Annotated in this window: 13 protein-coding genes; 2 read left to right on the top strand and 11 right to left on the bottom strand. The window is 67.0% G+C overall.

Features of this window, described 5'->3' with window-relative positions:
• Positions 1 to 139: 139 nt before the first annotated feature.
• From narI to AB0M45_RS29455, 5 genes are all read right to left on the bottom strand, one after another.
• The gene (gene narI / locus AB0M45_RS29435) at positions 140 to 883 is read right to left on the bottom strand and encodes a respiratory nitrate reductase subunit gamma (protein WP_364335903.1); all 744 of its coding nucleotides are present in this window, start codon (positions 881 to 883) and stop codon (positions 140 to 142) included.
• Positions 880 to 1,515, bottom strand: coding sequence for a nitrate reductase molybdenum cofactor assembly chaperone (narJ, locus tag AB0M45_RS29440; protein WP_364335905.1), 636 nt, complete (start codon positions 1,513 to 1,515; stop codon positions 880 to 882). Before narJ ends, narI begins: the two co-directional genes overlap by 4 nt.
• On the bottom strand, positions 1,512 to 3,206 hold the full coding sequence (narH, locus tag AB0M45_RS29445) for a nitrate reductase subunit beta (RefSeq protein ID WP_364335907.1): 1,695 nt from the start codon (positions 3,204 to 3,206) through the stop codon (positions 1,512 to 1,514). Before narH ends, narJ begins: the two co-directional genes overlap by 4 nt.
• On the bottom strand, positions 3,206 to 6,835 hold the full coding sequence (locus AB0M45_RS29450; RefSeq protein WP_364335994.1) for a nitrate reductase subunit alpha: 3,630 nt from the start codon (positions 6,833 to 6,835) through the stop codon (positions 3,206 to 3,208). Before AB0M45_RS29450 ends, narH begins: the two co-directional genes overlap by 1 nt.
• A 113-nt stretch (positions 6,836 to 6,948) precedes the next feature.
• Positions 6,949 to 8,214, bottom strand: coding sequence for an MFS transporter (locus tag AB0M45_RS29455; RefSeq protein WP_364335909.1), 1,266 nt, complete (start codon positions 8,212 to 8,214; stop codon positions 6,949 to 6,951).
• 403 nt (positions 8,215 to 8,617) lie between these two features.
• Here AB0M45_RS29455 and AB0M45_RS29460 point away from each other — a divergent pair, with 403 nt between their 5' ends.
• Complete coding sequence (locus tag AB0M45_RS29460; protein ID WP_364335911.1) at positions 8,618 to 10,378, top strand: GAF domain-containing sensor histidine kinase; 1,761 nt, start codon at positions 8,618 to 8,620, stop codon at positions 10,376 to 10,378.
• A gap of 34 nt (positions 10,379 to 10,412) precedes the next feature.
• Here the strand turns inward: AB0M45_RS29460 and AB0M45_RS29465 are convergent, their stop codons facing one another.
• The 3 genes from AB0M45_RS29465 to AB0M45_RS29475 all read right to left on the bottom strand — a co-directional run bounded on the left by AB0M45_RS29465 (position 10,413) and on the right by AB0M45_RS29475 (position 14,326).
• A complete protein-coding gene (locus tag AB0M45_RS29465) occupies positions 10,413 to 12,062 on the bottom strand; it encodes a SulP family inorganic anion transporter (protein ID WP_364335913.1) in 1,650 nt (549 codons plus the stop codon).
• Positions 12,063 to 12,064: 2 nt separating this feature from the next.
• Positions 12,065 to 13,900 carry a phosphoenolpyruvate carboxykinase (GTP) gene (locus AB0M45_RS29470; RefSeq protein ID WP_364335915.1) on the bottom strand — a complete coding sequence of 612 codons (1,836 nt, stop codon included), beginning with the start codon at positions 13,898 to 13,900 and terminating at the stop codon, positions 12,065 to 12,067.
• A 93-nt stretch (positions 13,901 to 13,993) separates the two neighbouring features.
• Complete coding sequence (locus tag AB0M45_RS29475; RefSeq protein WP_083889926.1) at positions 13,994 to 14,326, bottom strand: metalloregulator ArsR/SmtB family transcription factor; 333 nt, start codon at positions 14,324 to 14,326, stop codon at positions 13,994 to 13,996.
• Between the two features lie 367 nt (positions 14,327 to 14,693).
• Here AB0M45_RS29475 and AB0M45_RS29480 point away from each other — a divergent pair, with 367 nt between their 5' ends.
• Positions 14,694 to 15,170 (top strand): nitroreductase/quinone reductase family protein, encoded by a 477-nt coding sequence (locus tag AB0M45_RS29480; RefSeq protein WP_364335918.1) that lies wholly within the window; start codon positions 14,694 to 14,696, stop codon positions 15,168 to 15,170.
• 190 nt (positions 15,171 to 15,360) lie between these two features.
• Here the strand turns inward: AB0M45_RS29480 and AB0M45_RS29485 are convergent, their stop codons facing one another.
• The 3 genes from AB0M45_RS29485 to AB0M45_RS29495 all read right to left on the bottom strand — a co-directional run bounded on the left by AB0M45_RS29485 (position 15,361) and on the right by AB0M45_RS29495 (position 17,920).
• Positions 15,361 to 16,332: an NAD(P)H nitroreductase gene (locus AB0M45_RS29485; RefSeq protein ID WP_364335920.1), complete on the bottom strand. Its 972-nt coding sequence runs from the start codon at positions 16,330 to 16,332 to the stop codon at positions 15,361 to 15,363.
• A gap of 214 nt (positions 16,333 to 16,546) precedes the next feature.
• Positions 16,547 to 17,476, bottom strand: coding sequence for a universal stress protein (locus tag AB0M45_RS29490; RefSeq protein ID WP_364335922.1), 930 nt, complete (start codon positions 17,474 to 17,476; stop codon positions 16,547 to 16,549).
• A gap of 240 nt (positions 17,477 to 17,716) precedes the next feature.
• Positions 17,717 to 17,920 carry a hypothetical protein gene (locus tag AB0M45_RS29495; protein WP_364335924.1) on the bottom strand — a complete coding sequence of 68 codons (204 nt, stop codon included), beginning with the start codon at positions 17,918 to 17,920 and terminating at the stop codon, positions 17,717 to 17,719.
• Positions 17,921 to 17,924: the final 4 nt, after the last annotated feature.

Consider the following 17,924-nt stretch of genomic DNA (forward strand, 5'->3'; position numbering starts at 1 on the left):
GACTTTCGACCATCACCGACGATGCATGCTCGCCCCGTCCCATCTGCACAGGATGGGGCAGGGCGGGCATCGGCTGCTGTCGGTGGATGTCGCCGCTGCCGGCTGGATCCAGGCTTCGGCGCGGCGGTGGGAACGAGGGTTATCGAACTTGTTCCCAACCGCGTCGTGGTGCTCGGGAACCGAGTTGAGGATCGCGACTGCGGTAAACGATGTAGGGCCGGGTGAGGTAGCCCAGTGGCATCGAGAAGACGTGGACGAGCCGACTGAAGGGCCAGAACGCGAACAGTGCCCAGGCGGCCAGCGCATGCAATTGGAAGCCGAGTGGGGCGGCGGCCATGAGTTCCGGTTCGGGTCGCAGTGCGAAGATCGACCGGAACCATGGAGAGACGGTGTCGCGGTAGTCGTGGGGGTGGTCGGTGAGGTTGCCCAGCACGGTTGTTCCCAGTCCGAGCACGATGGTGCCGATCAGCAACACGTACATGATCTTGTCGTTGCGGGTGGTGGCGGAGAACACCGGTCCGACGGTGCGGCGCCGGTAGATCAGGATTGCCGCGCCGGTGAGGGTGGCGGCGCCGGCTATCGCTCCGAGGCCGACCGCGACGAGGTGGTAGGTGTGCTGGCTGATCCCGGCGGCCTCGGTCCAGGATTTCGGGATCAGCAGTCCGCCGATGTGGCCGAGGATGACCAGCAGGATGCCGTAGTGGAACAGCGGACTGCCCAAGCGGAGCAGCCGGTTCTCATAGAGCTGGGTGGAGCGGGTGGTCCAGCCGAATTTGTCGTAGCGGTAACGCCACACGTGGCCGACGACGAAGCAGGCGATCGAGGCGTAGGGGATAGCGACCCACAGCAGGATGTCGAGGGTGCCGGCGGGTTGGGTGGTCATCGGGCTACTCCCTGCGGCATGTAGTCGGAGGGAGTGAAGGGCGCGAGGCCCACTTCTTCCTCCGGCGGGCCTTGCGCGGCCAACCGTGCGACCGCGTCGTGTTCGTTTCGTCCGAGCGCAGGCAGGGTCGCCGACACCGAGTCCAGCACCGGCGTCCACGCCGATCCGGCTTCCCGCAGGCCCAGACGCAGCAGCTCCACTCCCGCGCGGTGCTCGATGAGCAGTTGCGTTCCTGCCTTGGCGTCGGCAGTCGCGGCGAATTCCAGGACCACCGCCAGATGGTCGGGCAGTTCGTCGTCGCGCAGGACCAGCCCGGCGGCACGATAGGTGTGTTTGAACCGCAGCAGCGCCACGCCGCGTTTGCGGGTGTCGCCGTAGCTGAAGTAGGTCAGATACGGGCTGAATCGCTTGTGATGGTCGAAGGTGGCGACATAGTCGGCCGCCAGATCCACCGGCCCGATTGCTTCGGCGTGGTCGAGGAAAGCTTGGAGCGGGGCACCGAGCACGCTCGGCAGTGCTGCGCTGACCCGCCGCAGCAGCGGCAGCTGAGCGGTCAGGTGCTGGTCGGGATAGCTCATCAGCAGTGACTGTGCCTGCCAGGCGAGGATGCGGTGGGTGTCGGTGATTGTCATGGCTTCAACTCCGGTCCCGGGCCACGAGGGCTTTGCTCAGGTGTGGGTGGTGGCCCGAAAAGACCGGGCGGACGGCCTTTTCCGTCCCAGTTGAGCAGGTTGACGCGGTTGCCCTTGTCGACTGGTGCGGCGATGGTGTCGGTGGTTTGCCGGTCACGCAGCATGCGGAAGTTCTCCACCGCGATGGGGGAGGGGCCGGCGGAGCTTTCCCCGAACGGGCCGGAGCCGCCCATACCGGGGCCGCCCTCGTAATCGAGGCTGCATTCGGTGGCCAGTTCCTCCAGCCCGTGGGCTTGTTCGGCGTGGGCGGGTGGGATCACGTAGCGCTCGTCGTATTTGGCGAGCGCCAGCAGCCGGTACATGTCATGGATCTGCTCTCCGGTCATCCCGACCTTCGCCGCGATCGCTTCCTGGGGTTCGCGGCCGAGGTTGATATCGCGCATGTAGCTGCGCATCGCGGCCAGCCGCCGCAGCACCGCCTCGACCGGTCGGGGGTCTCCCGCGGTGAAGAGGCGGGCGAGGTATTCGACCGGGATGCGCAGCGCGTCGATGGCTGCGAAGAGGTTGCCGTGGTCCTCGGCGTCGTGGCCGGTGTCGCGGACGATGTCGATGACCGGTGACAGTGGCGGGATGTACCAGACCATCGGCATGGTGCGGTATTCCGGATGCAGCGGCAGTGCCACCCGGAGGGTGTTGATGAGCGTGTAGATCGGTGAGCGCTGTGCGGCTGTGATCCAGTCGGCGGGGATGCCCGCTTGCTCGGCGGCAGCGATCACGGTGGGGTCGTTCGGGTCGAGCAGGATCGAGCGTTGGGCGTCGTACAGGTCGGTGTCGGCGGGTGTGGACGCCGCCTCCAGAACCCGGTCGGCGTCGTAGAGGACCAGTCCGATGTAGCGCAGCCGCCCCACACAGGTCTCCGCGCATACCGTCGGCATGCCAACTTCCACGCGGGGGAAGCAGAAGGTGCATTTCTCGGCTTTGCCGGTGCGGTGGTTGAAATACACCTTCTTGTACGGGCAGCCGGAGACACACATACGCCAGCCGCGGCAGCGGTCCTGGTCGACGAGCACGATGCCGTCCTCGCTGCGCTTGTAGATCGCGCCGGACGGGCACGACGCCGCGCACGACGGGTTGAGGCAGTGCTCGCAGATGCGGGGCAGATAGAACATGAAGGTCTGCTCGAATTCGAAGCGGACCTTGTCCTCGATGCCCTTGCGCACCGGGTCGCGATCGCCGTGGTCGGGGGCGCCGCCGAGGTTGTCGTCCCAGTTGGCCGACCAGGTGATCTTGGTGGGTTCGCCGGTGATCAGCGATCGAGGCCGCGCCACAGGGGTGTGGGCCTGCGGACCTGCGGTGAGCAGGTTGGCGTAGTCGTAGGTCCACGGCTCGTAGTAGTCGGCCAGCCGGGGCAGTTTGGGGTTGGAGAAGATGGTGGCCAGCTTGCGCAGCCTTCCCCCGCCGGCCAGCCGCAACCGCCCGCGCTTGCCCAGCCGCCAGCCGCCGCGCCAGCGCCGCTGGTCTTCGTAGGTGCGGGGATATCCTTGTCCGGGACGGGTTTCGACGTTGTTGAACCAGACGTACTCCACACCGGACCGGTTGGTCCACGCCTGCTTGCAGGTCACCGAACAGGTGTGGCATCCGATGCATTTGTCGAGGTTCATCACCATCGCCATCTGCGCCATGACACGCATCAGTAGCTCACCTCCTGGCTCCGGCGGCGGAGCACGGTGACTTCGTCGCGTTGGTTGCCGGTGGGGCCGAGGTAGTTGAACGCGAACGACAGCTGGGCGTAGCCGCCGATGAGGTGGCTGGGTTTGATCAGCAGGCGGGTCAGCGAGTTGTGGACACCGCCGCGTTTACCGGAGGTCTCGGCGCGGGGGACGTCGATCAGTCGGTCTTGGGCGTGATGCATGTAGACGGTGCCTTCGGGCATCCGGTGCGACACGACCGCGCGTGCCACCACGACGCCGTTGCGGTTGACCGCCTCGATCCAGTCGTTATCGGCTACACCGATTTTCGCCGCGTCGCGATCCGACATCCAGATCGTCGGACCACCGCGGGACAAGCTGAGCATGAACAGGTTGTCCTGGTATTCCGAATGGATCGACCACTTGCTGTGCGGGGTCAGATAGCGCACGGTGATGCCGAGTTCACCGCGGTCACCGATATGCGGCTCATCGAACAGGGCGGTCATGTTCAGCGGCGGCCGGAAAACCGGCAGCTGCTCGCCGAGTTCGATCATCCAGTCGTGGTCGAGGAAGAAGTGCTGGCGGCCGGTGAGGGTGTGCCATGGTTTGAGGCGCTCGACGTTGATGGTGAACGGGGAGTATCGGCGGCCGCCGGTCTCGCTGCCGGACCATTCCGGAGAGGTGATGACCGGAACCGGCGCGGCTTGGGTGTCGGCGAAGGTGATCTGTTTGCCCTCGTGCTCGGCCGCCAAGTCGGCCAGCGCCGTGCCCGTGCGCTGTTCGAGTGTGCGGAATCCCTGGGTAGCCAGGTGCCCGTTGGTGGTGCCGGACAACGCGAGAATCGCCTCGCAGGCATGCAGATCCTTCGCCAGCGACGGGCGACCGTCGGCGGGACCACCGCGCACGGCGCCGTTCTTGTGACGCAGATACTCCACTTCGCGGTCGAGGCGATAGGTGATGCCTTTCGTTGTGGCACCCAATTTCTCGGCCAGAGGACCCAACGCCGCCAGCTTCGCCGCGATCGCGGTGTAGTCGCGCTCCACCACGCTCAGCCGAGGCATGGTGACACCCGGAATCGGTTCGCATTCACCGGCTTTCCAATCCCGCACCCGCCCATGCGGGGTCGCCAGCTCATCGAGAGTGTCGTGCAGCAGCGGCGTGGCAACCACATCCCGGCGCACTCCGAGATGGTCTGCGGCCAGCGTGCTGAACGCTTCGGCGATGGTCTGGAACGCTGCCCAGTCGGTGCGGGTCTGCCAGGGTGGGGCGATGGCGGGGTTGAACGAATGGATGAACGGGTGCATGTCGGTGGTGCTGAGATCATGCTTCTCGTACCACGTGGCGGCCGGCAGCACGACATCGGAGAACATCGTCGTGCTGGTCATCCGGAAGTCCAGCGACAGCAGCAGATCCAGCTTCCCGACCGGCGCCTGCTCATGCCACACGACATCCTTCGGCCGAGCGTGCGGCGGCGCTTCCTCAGCCCGAAGCGAGGAATCGGTGCCGAGCAGATGCTTCAGGAAGTACTCGTTGCCTTTGGCCGAAGAGCCGAGCAGGTTGGCCCGCCACACACTGAGCACCCGGGGAAAGTTGTCCGGGGAATCAGGGTCCTCGCACGCGAAACGCAGACGCCCGGCCTTCAACTCGCCCACGATATGATCAGCGGCCGGGATGCCCGCGGCGGCGGCTTCGTCGGCGAGGTCGAGGGGATTGCGGTCGAAAGTCGGATACGACGGCATCCAGCCCAGACGTGCGGCATGGGCGATGACATCGGCGGTGGTCTTGCCCGCCAACTGCCCGCCCGAGCCCGCCGCGGCGAGGGTGTCGGCGCTGAAGTGGTCGTAGCGGAACTGGTCGGTGTGCAGGTACCAGTAGGCGGTTTGGATCATCTGCCGCGGTGGACGTGACCAGTCCAGCCCGAAGGCCAGCTGCGACCAGCCGGTGACCGGGCGGCATTTCTCCTGTCCGACGTAGTGCGCCCACCCGCCGCCGTTGACCCCCTGGCAGCCGGTGAGGGTGGTCAGGGTGAGGAATGCGCGGTAGATGGTGTCGGAGTGGAACCAGTGGTTGGTGCCCGCACCCATGATGATCATCGACCGGCCGCGTGATTCCTCGGCATTGGTGGCGAACTCCCGGGCGATCCGCGCGACGGCGGGTGCGGGAACGCCGGTGATCGTCTCCTGCCAGGCGGGGGTATAGGGCTCGTCTGCGTCGTCGTAGCCGGTGGGCCAGCGCCCGGGCAGGTCGTCGCGGTGCACACCGTATTGCGCCAGCAGCAGGTCGAACACGGTGGTGACCAGATGACCGCCGATCCGGCGCACTGGCACCCCACGCCGGAGGCTGCTCTGCTCGGTCAGGTCGAACCTGGGCAGGTCGATGGACGCCACCTCGCCGCCATAGACCGACAACACCGGCTCGACCGCACCGAGATCGAGATTCCAGTGGCCCGCGCCCTGCTCGCCGTAACGGAAACCCAGCGATCCACTGGGCACGACCGGCTCGCCGGTAGCCGCGTCGAGCAGGATGGGTTTGAACTCTGCATGCTCGGTGTCGCGGTGACCGTCGAGGTCGGCGGCAGTCAGGAACTTGCCCGGCGCATAGGAATCGCCGTGCGGCTGTAGTCGGATCAGGAAAGGTAGGTCGGTGTATCGCCTGACGTAGTCGAGGAAATACGGCACCTGCCGTCGCACGAAGAACTCGCTCAACACCACGTGCCCCATCGCCATCGCCAGCGCCCCGTCGGTTCCCGGCGCTGCGGCCAGCCATTCGTCGGCGAACTTGACGTTATCGGCGTAGTCCGGGGAGACCGCCACCACCTTCTGGCCGCGGTAGCGGGCTTCGGCCATCCAATGCGCATCCGGGGTGCGGGTCACCGGCAGGTTGGAACCCCACATGATCAGATATCCGGCGTCCCACCAGTCCCCGGATTCCGGTACATCGGTTTGATCCCCGAACACCTGCGGCGAAGCCACCGGCAGGTCGGCATACCAGTCGTAGAACGACAGCATCGTCCCACCCAGCAGCGATACGAACCGGGCACCGGAGGCGTGCGAAACCATCGACATCGCCGGGATCGGGGAGAACCCCGCCACCCGGTCGGGGCCGTAGCGCTTGATCGTGTGCACATGCGCGGCAGCGACCAACTCGGCGGCCTCGTCCCAGGACGCCCGCACCAGCCCACCTTTGCCGCGTGCCGCTTTGTAGGCGCGCGCACGCTCGGGGTCTTCGACAATGCGCGCCCACGCGGTCACCGGATCGCCGGTGGCTGCCTTGGCTTCCCGGTACATCTGCAATAACACCGCCCGTACATACGGGTAGCGCACGCGCGTCGGTGAGTAGGTGTACCACGAGAACGCCGCACCACGCGGGCAGCCGCGCGGTTCGTATTCCGGGCGATCCGGCCCCACCGAGGGATAGTCGGTTTGCTGCGTCTCCCAGGTGATGATTCCGTCTTTGACGTAGATCTTCCAGGAGCACGACCCGGTGCAGTTCACCCCATGGGTCGATCGCACCACCTTGTCGTGGCTCCAGCGGTCCCGGTAGAACTGGTCCGCGCTTCTGCCGCCGATCTGATACAGCGCCCGGTTGTCGTCGGATATCTCGGCGCGGGTGAAGAACCTGCGGGTTGCCACCAGCGCGTCGGTCAATTCGGTGTCCAATCCCGCTCGGCGGGACTGTGTTTCGGCCTTAGTGCTCACCGGATCATTCCTCCTGGATATCGTGCTCGATCAAGGCAGCGCGCAGTTCACGGCCGGGTGTGAGTGCGCACCGCACGGCGCACGCTGGTCAGGGTGAACCCGAGAGTGGCAGCGGCCACGGCCGCCAGCGCGGCCAACCCGAGCGCGTAGGATCCCAGCGCGCCGTAGAGGGCGCCCATCACCAATGGCGGCACGAATCCGCCGAGTCCTCCAGCGGCGCCGACCACACCGGTCACGGAACCGACCTTGTCTGCGGGGGCCAACAGCGCGACCACGGCGAACACGGCGCCGCTGCCCGCGCCCAGCGCAGCAGCCATGGACAGGAACGCCACCGTGCTCACCGGCATCAGAGCCGGAGTGAACGCCTGCACGACGGCGGCGACGGTCACCACCGAGAATCCCGCCGCGAGCACCCGCACCGGGCCGACGTGGTCCGACAGCCAGCCGCCCACCGGGCGCATCAACACAGCCAGCAGCACGAATCCGGCCATCCGGTTGGCCGCGTCGGCCTGAGTCAGCCCATAGACGGACTTCAGGTAGGCAGGTAGATACACCGAGAACGCCACGTACCCGCCGAAAGCCACCGCATACAACGCCGAGGCCTGCCACGTCAGCGGCAGCCGTGTGGTGTCGGCCAGCCGCCGCCCCACCGATTCCGTCGGCACCGACCGCTCGGGCGCGTCACGCAACCACACGGCCGCGACCACGGCGTAGACCGCCAGCACCGCCGCGGTCACCACAAACGGTGTCGACGTGGACCCTGCATCGACCAGCCGCACCGTGGTCAGCGCACTGATCGCCGTTCCGCCCATCCCGGCACCGAAGACCCCGATCGCGAGGCCACGCCTCCGCGGCGGAAACCACGCGTTGACGAACGGCACACCCACCGCGAACGCGGTGCCACCGATACCGAGGAAGAAGCCGCCGACCAGTAGTGCCGCGAGCGAGCCGTGCCCGATCAGCCCGATGAACAACACCGGCACGATCGTGATCACCGATATCGCCGGGAACATCACCCGGCCGCCGAACCGATCCGTCAACGCGCCCACCGGAATCCGGCCCACCGCGCCGACGACCACCGGGACCGCGACCAGCAATGCCTGCTCGAAAGCGCTCAACGCCAGCGCATCCTGGAACAGCGGACCCAAGGGGCTCAGCAGCGCCCACGCCCAGAAATTGACCGCGAATCCGATCGTCGCCAGCGCCACCATCACCCCCCGCTGCCAGCTCACTGATGCCACATCGATGGCAGCGCGCCGCGGCATGGCGCCCGCCGCGAAGTTGGACTGTGCTGTGTAAGGGCTAGAAGTCATGGTGTTGCCGGACCCTGTCACTCGTGTCATCTCAGGCCCGCCCGCGTGGCTGGTCGAGCGTCCTGAGCGTCCGTCACATGCATGCCGACCGGCTAGGGCCCACCGGCTCGCAACCGGAGGCCGGATTGCCCTAACAAGGTCGACAGTGGTTAACGTTCCTCACACGCATCGAGTCAAACGCCGCCTCTTGCCCTGCGGACCGCGCCGCGCCCGGCGGGACGGTTCGGATGCTCGCCGGGATATCGCCGCCGGGCGGTGCGGTGGATCCACGGCACGCCGGCCCACCCCCGGCAGCAGTCGGGAGCTGCGGTCTTTGCTCGAGGATGGGCTCTGGGGTCGGTGGCGATCTTGTACAGCGTCGGTATCGTGCTGCTAGGGCGTCCGTGGATGCCAGAATGTCGGTATGCAAGATCCATCGGCCGACTTCGGCCTAGACGGCAGGTCGCCGGTGATCGGGACGCTGGCCCAGTCCCGCCTGCGCGAGTTGCTGGCCGAGGTGCAGGATCGCATCGCGGAGATCGTCGGTGTGCGTGATCAGATGGATCGGCTCATCGAGGCGATGCTGGTGGTCACGGCCGGTCTCGAGCTGGACAACACGCTGCGGGCGATCGTCCATACCGCGATCGAGCTGGTCGATGCCCGCTACGGTGCGCTCGGCGTCCGGGAAACCGACAAGACCTCCAAGCAGCTGGCCGAGTTCGTGTACGAGGGCATCGATGACCGCACCCGGGTCCTGATCGGTGATTTGCCGCGCGGGCACGGTGTGCTCGGGCTCCTGTTCGAGCAACCGAAGCCGATCCGGCTGGCCGATATGTCCGCGCATCCGTCGTCTGTTGGTTTCCCCGCCAATCATCCGCCGATGAAAACCTTTCTCGGGGTGCCTGTTCAGGTCCGCGACGAGATCTTCGGCAATCTGTACTTGACCGAGAAGGCCGGCGGACAGGAGTTCACCGAGGACGACGAAGTCGTCGTGCAGGCGTTGGCGGCCGCGGCGGGCATCGCCATCGCCAATGCCCGCCTCTACGAAGAATCCCGGATCCGGCAGCAGTGGCTGGAAGCCACACAGGATGTGGCGACGGTCGTGCTGGCCGGTGGGGAACCGACCGAAGTGCTCGAACTGATCACCGAACGCGCGCTGACGCTGACCGAGTCGGTGTGCGGCTATCTCGCCTTGCAGGAAGACCCCGAGATGCCGTCGGAGGAGGTCAGTGAGCTCGTCGTGGTCTCGGCGGCCGGAACCGACGCCGAGGAGATCCTCGGACAAAGGATCTCGCTCGACGGTTCACATACCGGTGCGGCGTTCCGCGACCAGGAAGGTAGCTCGGCCGATGAACCGAGCGGCGGCCTGAGGCTGGATTCGCCCGTGAAGTACGGTCCAGCACTGACCGCGCCGTTGCGGGCGGGCCAGTCGATCATCGGCGTCCTGACCGTCATGCGCTCGGCCGAGATGCCGGCCCTGGACGCCGCGGGCCGAACAATGATGACGGCCTTCGCCAACCAAGCCGCGCTGGCCTTGCAGCTGGCGAACAGTCAGCGCAGAATGCGCGAACTCGACGTCGTCTCCGAACGCGACCGCATTGCCCGCGACCTCCACGACCACGTCATCCAGCGGCTGTTCGCCGTCGGGCTGTCGCTGCAGGGAACGGCGCAGCGCGCCCGCGCCCCCGAGATCAAGTCCCGGCTCAGCGAGACCATCAACGACGTGCAAACCATCGTGCAGGACATCCGGCACTCGATCTTCGATCTGCATTCCAGCACGTCCGCGGAAGCGCCGGTCCTGCGCAAACGCTTGCACGCCGTGGTGGCCGAGATGACCGCGGAAACCGAGCTGCGCACCTCGATCCGCCTGGCCGGGCCGGTGTCGGTACTGACCTCCACCATGTTCGACCACGTCGAAGCGGTGCTGCGAGAATCACTCAGCAACGTGGTTCGGCACGCACATGCCAGCACGGTCTCGGTCAAGCTCACCATCGGCGACGACGTCGTCCTCGAGATCGCCGACAACGGTATCGGCCTACCCGAGGACCTTTCCCGTCGCAGCGGGCTGGCCAACATGGCCGCTCGCACCGAAGAGCCGGGTGGCAGCTTCAGCGCCGGGAAAGGCCCCACCGGCGGCACGGTTGTCCGCTGGTCGGTTCCGTTGCCGCAGAGGTCGGCGCGCTGAGTCCAAGCCATCTACCGGTCTCGGCTATTGCTGATCAGTTCGGCGACTCGATGGCGACCGGTATGAATCCGCGGGCGTGCGCGATGGCGTCCGGGGTGTGGGCGAAGATGTGCTCCTGCCCGCCTGCGGGTAGGGCGCCGATCGCGGCCAGGCGTCGGTGGTGGTCGGCACGTAGTCCGGACATGAGCACGGTGATGCCTCGGTGTTCGAGTTTGCCGATGGCGTCTTTGAGCATGAGGGCGCCAGTGGTGTCGAGGGCGGTGATGTGCGACATGCGCAGGATGACCACATGCACGGCGGACACCTCGGTCAGTTCCAGGAGGAAGCGGTGTGCGGCGAAGAACAGCGGGCCGTCGATGCGGTAGGCGACGATGTGGTCGTGCAGTAGGTCGTGTTCCTCTGCCAGATGATCGGTGTCGTCGGCCTGGACGCCGAGCGGAATCTGGTGTAGCCGTGCTTCTTTGGCGACCGACCGCAAGGCGAGAACGATCGCGATGCCGACGCCGACGGCGACTGCGGTCACCAGATCCAGGGCGACCGTCACAAAGAAGGTGGCGACCATGGTTGCGGCATCCGCTGTGGAGGCGCGGGCGATCGCGGCCAGTGACGCGGTTTCCACCATGCGCACGGTGGTTGCCAGCAGTACTCCGGCGAGTGCCGCCAGCGGGATGCCCGCGACTAGCGGCGCGGCGAGATAGATGAGGGCGGCGAGCACCACGGCGTGGGTGACAGCGGCGAGCCGGGTGCGCGCGCCGGAGCGAACATTGACCGCCGTTCGAGCGATCGCGCCGGTGGCCGGGACGCCGCCGAACAGGGGTGCGGCGATGTTGGCCAGGCCCTGACCGAGCAGTTCACGGTCGGGATTGTGGCGGGTTCCGACGGCCATGGCGTCGGCGGCAGTGGCCGACAGCAGTGACTCCAAGGCCGCCAGGGCGGCGACAGCCAGGGCGGGAACGATCAGTGCGGACAGCTGGCCTGGGTGTAGGAATCCCGCGCTGGGGACCTGCAATCCGGATGGGATCGTCCCGATGGGGGTGAGGGTCAGGTCGAACACCTGCGCCATCGCGGTGGCGGCGGCCACGGCGATCAGCGCGAAGGGCAGTTTCGGCAGGTACCGGCCTCCGACCAGCACGACCGCGGCCACCGCCAGCGCGGTCGCGAGTGCCACATGGTGGGGATGTGAGACGAACTCGCGTACCGCATGGAAGGCGGTCTGCCATACTTTTTCGCCTTCGGTGTCGGCGATGCCGAGGGCAGCTGGAAACTGTTGCAGCGCGATGACAACCGCGATGCCGGCGGTGAACCCCTCGATCACCGGAGCCGGCATGTATCGCACGGCCCGCCCGACCCCGGCGACCGCGAGCACCACCAGCACGAGACCAGCCATCAGCCCCACGGCCAGCACCCCGCTGCCTCCGTGCTGATGGAAGATCGGTACCAGCACCACCGTCATGGCGCCGGTCGGGCCCGACACCTGGAACCGGGATCCGCCGAACACTGCCGCCACCGCGCCGGCCACGACCGCTGTCGCCAGGCCTGCCGCGGCGCCGAGTCCGGAACTGATCCCGAATCCGAGTGCCAGCGGCAACGCGACGAGCGCGACAATCAACCCCGACAGCAGGTCCGCACCGGGGGCGTGCACCGCGGGCTTCCAGTCCGACCAGTCGGGGAGCAATGCGCGCACGCTCACCGCGTAGCTGCCAGACGAGTCTTCAATGCCACCAGCTGCTCTCGGAGCTGTTCGGGCAGTCGATTGCCGCCGATGGTCGCGTACCACTCATCGATCGACGCGACCTCGGCCACCCACTCGTCGGGTGCTACGGCCAGGGCAGCTTCAGCCCGAGCACGCCTTCCCTCATCGAAGCCGGTGAGGTCGAGCGCGTCGGCGGTGGGCACGTACCCGATCGGGGTGTCGACCGCGTCCGCGGCGCCGTCCAATCGCTCGAGGGCCCATTTCAGCACGCGGACGTTGTCACCGAAGCCGGGCCACAGGAACGTGCCGTCGGCACCGCGGCGGAACCAGTTGACCTGGAAAATCTTCGGCAGCTTGGCCGGGTCCGCGCCAGCGCCCAGCTTCAGCCAGTGCGCGAAGTAGTCCCCGACGTGGTAGCCAAGGAACGGCAGCATCGCCATCGGATCGCGCCGCACCACGCCCACCGCGCCGGTCGCGGCGGCGGTGGTCTCCGACGACAGCACCGACGCGGTGAACACGCCGTGCTCCCAGTCGAAGGACTCGGTGATCAGAGGGATGGTGGTGGCGCGGCGGCCGCCGAAAAAGATTGCCGAGATCGGCACACCGGTCGGGTCGTTCCATTCCGGCGCCACCGACGGGCACTGCTCGATCGGCGTGCAATATCGCGAATTCGGATGCGCGGCAGGTGTTCCGGCCTCAGGTGTCCAATCGTTGCCGCGCCAGTCGATCAGATCGGTCGGCGGCTGATCGGTCAGCCCCTCCCACCAGATGTCGCCGTCGTCGGTGCGGGCTGTATTGGTGAAGACCGAGTTGCCCACATTGATGGTCGCGATCGCGTTCGGGTTCGTCTTCGCACCCGTTCCCGGTGCGACACCGAAGAAACCGGCTTCGGGGTTCACCGCATACAACCGGCCGTCGGCGCCGAACCGCATCCAGGCGATGTCGTCACCGATGGTCTCCGCGGTCCAACCGGATAGAACCGGCTCGAGCATCGCGAGGTTTGTCTTCCCGCACGAGGACGGGAACGCCGCCGCGATGTAATGCGTCTTGCCCTGCGGGGAGGTGAGTTTCAGGATCAGCATGTGCTCGGCCAGCCACCCCTCGTCGCGTCCGAGCACCGACGCGATGCGCAACGCGAAGCATTTCTTGCCCAGCAGGGCATTGCCGCCGTACCCGGAGCCGTAGCTCCAGATCGTCCGTGCTTCGGGGAAGTGCGAGATGTACTTGGTGTGGTCACACGGCCACGGCACGTCCTGCTGCCCGTCGGCGAGCGGCGAGCCCACCGAATGCAGGCACCGCACGAACTCCATTTCGCCGGTGAGCTTTCCCCACACCGGCGCCCCCGAGCGGGTCATGATCTGCATCGACACCGCCACATACTCCGAATCGGTGATCTGCACACCGAACTTCGGGTCCGCGGCTTCGAGCGGCCCCATGCAGAACGCGATGACATACATCGTGCGCCCGGCCATGGCGCCGCGATAGTGCTCGGTCATCACCGTGCGCATGTCCAGCGGATCCACCCAGTTGTTGGTCGGGCCCGCGTCATCTCGGTTCTCCGAGCAGATGAACGTGCGATCCTCCACCCGCGCCACATCGTCCGGATCGGAGACGCACCAGAAGGAGTTCGGCTTCGCCGTCAGCGGCACGAAGGTGCCTTTATCGACCAGCAGACCGGTCAGCCGGTCCCACTCGGCGCGGGAACCATCACAGAAGACGATCCGATCCGGGGCGGTCAACTCGGCGACCTCGGCCACCCAGGCCAGGATGGCCGCATTATCGGTCGGCGCCTGCACGGTTCCGGTGGCGGTAGTCGAGTGTTCGGTCACGACCAGTCTCTCCTTCACAAAACAACTAGCTAGTTAGTTTAGAAACTCTGCAACTTATGTGCGGCTCTCGGCATATCCGGTGGAGCGTGAGGTCTATCCGGTTTGCTGCTCCAATGCCTCGGCCTGTCCGGCAACCACCCCGGTGAGGATGGCGCGCGCCGTGGCGAGGAGTTGGGCGACCTGCGGCGAAGTGAGCGCATAGGTCACCGACAGTCCCTCCCGCCGGGCGGTGACCAGACCGGCGCGGCGGAGGATGGCCAGTTGCTGCGACAGATTCGCCGCCTCCACCTCGATCTCGTTCAGCAACTCCGACACCGCGTGCTCGCGCTCGCTGAGCAGCTCGAGGACCCGGATTCGCACGGGATGACCGAGTGTCTTGAAGAAATCGGCCTTCATCTGGTACAGCGGCCTCCGCAGTCCAGGCATCAGTGCCCGCTCCCTTCCGCTGACCGTCGACACCGGCAATACCTCGCTGATTGCAGAGTTTAGCAAACAGAAAATATGTCCGCCGGACGGGCCGCGGTCATGGACTTCCGGCCCTCCGGGTGACCGCCAAGGGCGCGGCATCGGTGCTGGGCTTCGTCCCGGGTCCTGTCCACGCGCCGATGACCGCGGAGATGGACGAATCCGTCGCCGCGGCCACACCAGCTGTCCGCTCTTCCACGGGGGGCTTTCGTCACTTTCATGCGGGCGAGAGTCGGCAACCTGGAGTGCCCGATGCCCTACCCGGCGACCGGAGAAGCCCGTGAAATCGAGTGTGCCAGGACTACACCCGTTCTTCGAGGAGTGCATCATGCGGGCATACGACAACTACTTGCGCTGGTTGTATCGCAGCGGTAGACCGAATCTGTTCGCCCGGATTCAAAATCGGTTTTCGGCATGGCTTTTCGCGGCGGGCATCGCGCCGCGGTTGGTCGCGGCGCTGGGGATCCGCGGGCGGCGCAGCGGGCGTGTGATCTGGTTCCCGGTGGTGCTCACGGAGCTCGGCGGCACACGCTATGTGGTGTCGATGCTGGGGAAGAACACGAACTGGGTGCGCAACGTGGCCGCCGCCGAGGGCCACGCCCTGCTGCGCCACGGCGACAGTGAGAAGGTCTACCTGACGGAGGTCGCGCCCGGCCAGCGGGCGGCGATTCTGCGCCAGTACGTGCGCGTGGCACCCGGAGCCCGCCCGCACATCCCCGCCGGCCCGAACGCCTCGCTCGCCGACTATGAGCGGATCGCCTCGGATTATCCGGTATTCCGGATCGAACCCGAGCTGGTCGGTTGAACGGGAGCCTGCTTCCGGTTGCCGGGCAGCGCGCAGACGACAGCGCCGCAGTCCGGTGATCGGTGGCAGACCGGCCACCGCGCGGGTCCCTGCGGCTCCAGGCAGGCCGCCACGGTCAAATCGGCGACCGTGGCGTCGCACAGCCCCCGAGGGACGGCAGCAGCGGAACCGCGACCCGTTGGACGCAATGTCACAAGGGGCGCACCACGTCCTCCAGCGTGCGACGCGGAGTCATCGGGACTTGCGCGGCGCTGGTGGCCGCCCAGCCGATTCTGACTATGAGCTGCGGAAAACCACTGCCGGAGAGGAGATCGTCTCGGATGAGATCGCGAGTGCTCGGCAACTCCAGCGGCTCGGTCAACGGGCAGGTCGCCAATCCGATCTCGGTGGCGGCCAACAGCACCGCACTGGTCGCCTCCCCGGCGCGCAGCCGCGACAGCGGGTCGTCGGAGGTGGTGTGTACCAGCAAAAGGCCGCCACGAACGTCGAGGTCGTGCAGCACCGCCTCGGTCAGGGTGGGATTGTGGAACTCGCGGGTCAACGGGTCCGCGGCGGTGACCGTACTGCGGGCGGGCACTCCTTCTTCGGCGGCATGACGTCCGCTCCAAGCGGCCAGCTCGGCCTGATACGCAGGGTCGGCGTGATGCTGCCGCGCGGCGTCCTGAAAGGCCCGCACGAGCCGGATCCGGGTAGGGCCACCGGGGACCTCGCTGATCAGCGCCCCCTCGGCAGTGCCGGCAGCGATGATCTCGGCGAGCAGCGCCTCGGGAATCTCCCACGAGGTGACCCGCCGCCGATCGGTGCGTCGCTGGCTGATGGCGCGCGCCGCGGCGACGACGTCGGCGGTCGGGGTGGTCGCGGAGAACTCGATCGCCGCCAGATGCTGCGGCTCGGCCGGATTCGGGAACCTGTGCACCACGGTGTCCCACCCGAACGACCGCGCCGCCACCCGGAAGTGATGCAGCGCGGCGCCGCAACTGATCAGCAGATCGCGTCGATCCGGGTCCGCGTGCGGCAGCCGGCGGCTGTCGTCGGCGTACAGGTGCACGGTGGTGTCGCCGACGCGCCACTGCCACGGCTGGGTGTTGTGCACCGACGGCGCGCGCACGGCCAGCGCCAACGCGGCCCGCACGCTGTCGGCATCGGGGTGCCTTTTGGCCATTGCTTCTACCTCGTTCTCGACGCCGGTGTCTTATCGCCAGCGTCGCATTCGTTGACAGTGCCGACGAAGGGCCCAATGGCCCACAAGTCGGGGGTCCAGCGACCCCTTGGCGGACCCGGCGGATCAGGACGCCGATCGGTCTCCGGCCACCGGACTGCAACCACCACGTGGACGTGGTAGCTCGGCGCGCGGGCGCGTCACATGCGCAGCGGCGTCATGCCGGAGGACGTTCGTGGTCTCGCACGACGATCATCGGGCACTGCGCCGAATGCAGCAGCGTGTTGCTGGTCGAGCCGAGCAGCATGCTGGCGAAACCGCCGCGGCCGTGGCTGCCGACCACCAGCAGCTGCGCGTTCTCGGATTCGTCGAGCAGCGCGCGAGCCGGTCGGTCGACCTTGACGATCCGCCGAACCGGAACATCCGGGTAGCGCTCGCCATAGCCGGCCAGCTGTTCGGCGAGCAATGCCTCCTCCGACTCCCGCGCCGCATCCCAGCCCGGCACCGGGAAATCGAGTCCGGTGACATCGCTCCAGGTATGCACCGCGCTCAACCCGACCTTACGCAGCGCCGCCTCCTCGAAAGCCAGCTCGATGGCGGGAACACTGTTGGCGCTGCCGTCGACACCGACCACAACCGGCTTGTCCGCCCATTCCGGGTCGATACCGGCGACGTCGTGGATGACCGCGACCGGACAATGCGCGTGCCGCGTCACCGCGGTGCTGACCGAGCCGAGCATCCCGCGCCGGAACGCGCCGATGCCCCGGCTACCGACCACCAGCATCGTCAGCTGGCGCGAACGGTCGATCAGCGTGGGAATGAGGAAGTCGAAGGACACCTCGGTGGTGAGCACGAGTTCCTCACCGGGCACGGCCTCACGCGCGATCCGGCTGGCTTCGGTGACGATCCGTTCGCCGTCGCGACGCATCCACTCGATGTCCGCGTCGCTCAGTGTCATGCCGGGACCGAAACCGCCGGGCAGCGCCATCGAGGTGAGAATGTGCAGTTGCCTGCGGTGCAGGACAGCCTCGACCGCTGCCCAGGCCACCGCGTGATAGGAGATCGCCGACCCGTCGACAGCAGCGATCATCTGCGGGACGGACTGCGAGGCAGTCGAATCGGCCATGGCTTTGCCTTTCGTTGTCATCGAATTCTCCATCGAGCTTGTCTGCCGCGTCTCATGCGTGGCAGAGACGAAAGTCCCTCGATGAGCAGGCGGCGGACCTCGATTGCCCGCCGCAGGAAACCCGCCGTCGGCTACCGCCCGCGGCGTCATGCGCGCAGCAGCGCACATCCGTCATGTCGGATGCCCCGAATCTTCTCGCCGAATCGGCGCCCGTCCGGGCCGTTTCCTACAGCGGTGCATGCGGCAGTCTTGCTGCAGTGGTCAGCGGCCTCGTGCGTCGGGTTGGGGGATGCGCTCTTCGGCTCGGTGTCCGCTGTCGCCGCCGATCAGGACCAGCAACAGGAGCGGGCAGGCCAGGACGACCTGGAGCAACAGGAGGGTGACAGCTGGCAGGCCGGTCAAGACCAGTGCGGTGACCAGGACGGCCAGCGCGAGCACATACAGCGGTGCGTGACGGATATTCATGATG

The sequence above is a fragment of the Nocardia sp. NPDC051787 genome (assembly GCF_040681325.1).
Taxonomy (GTDB): Bacteria; Actinomycetota; Actinomycetes; order Mycobacteriales; family Mycobacteriaceae; genus Nocardia.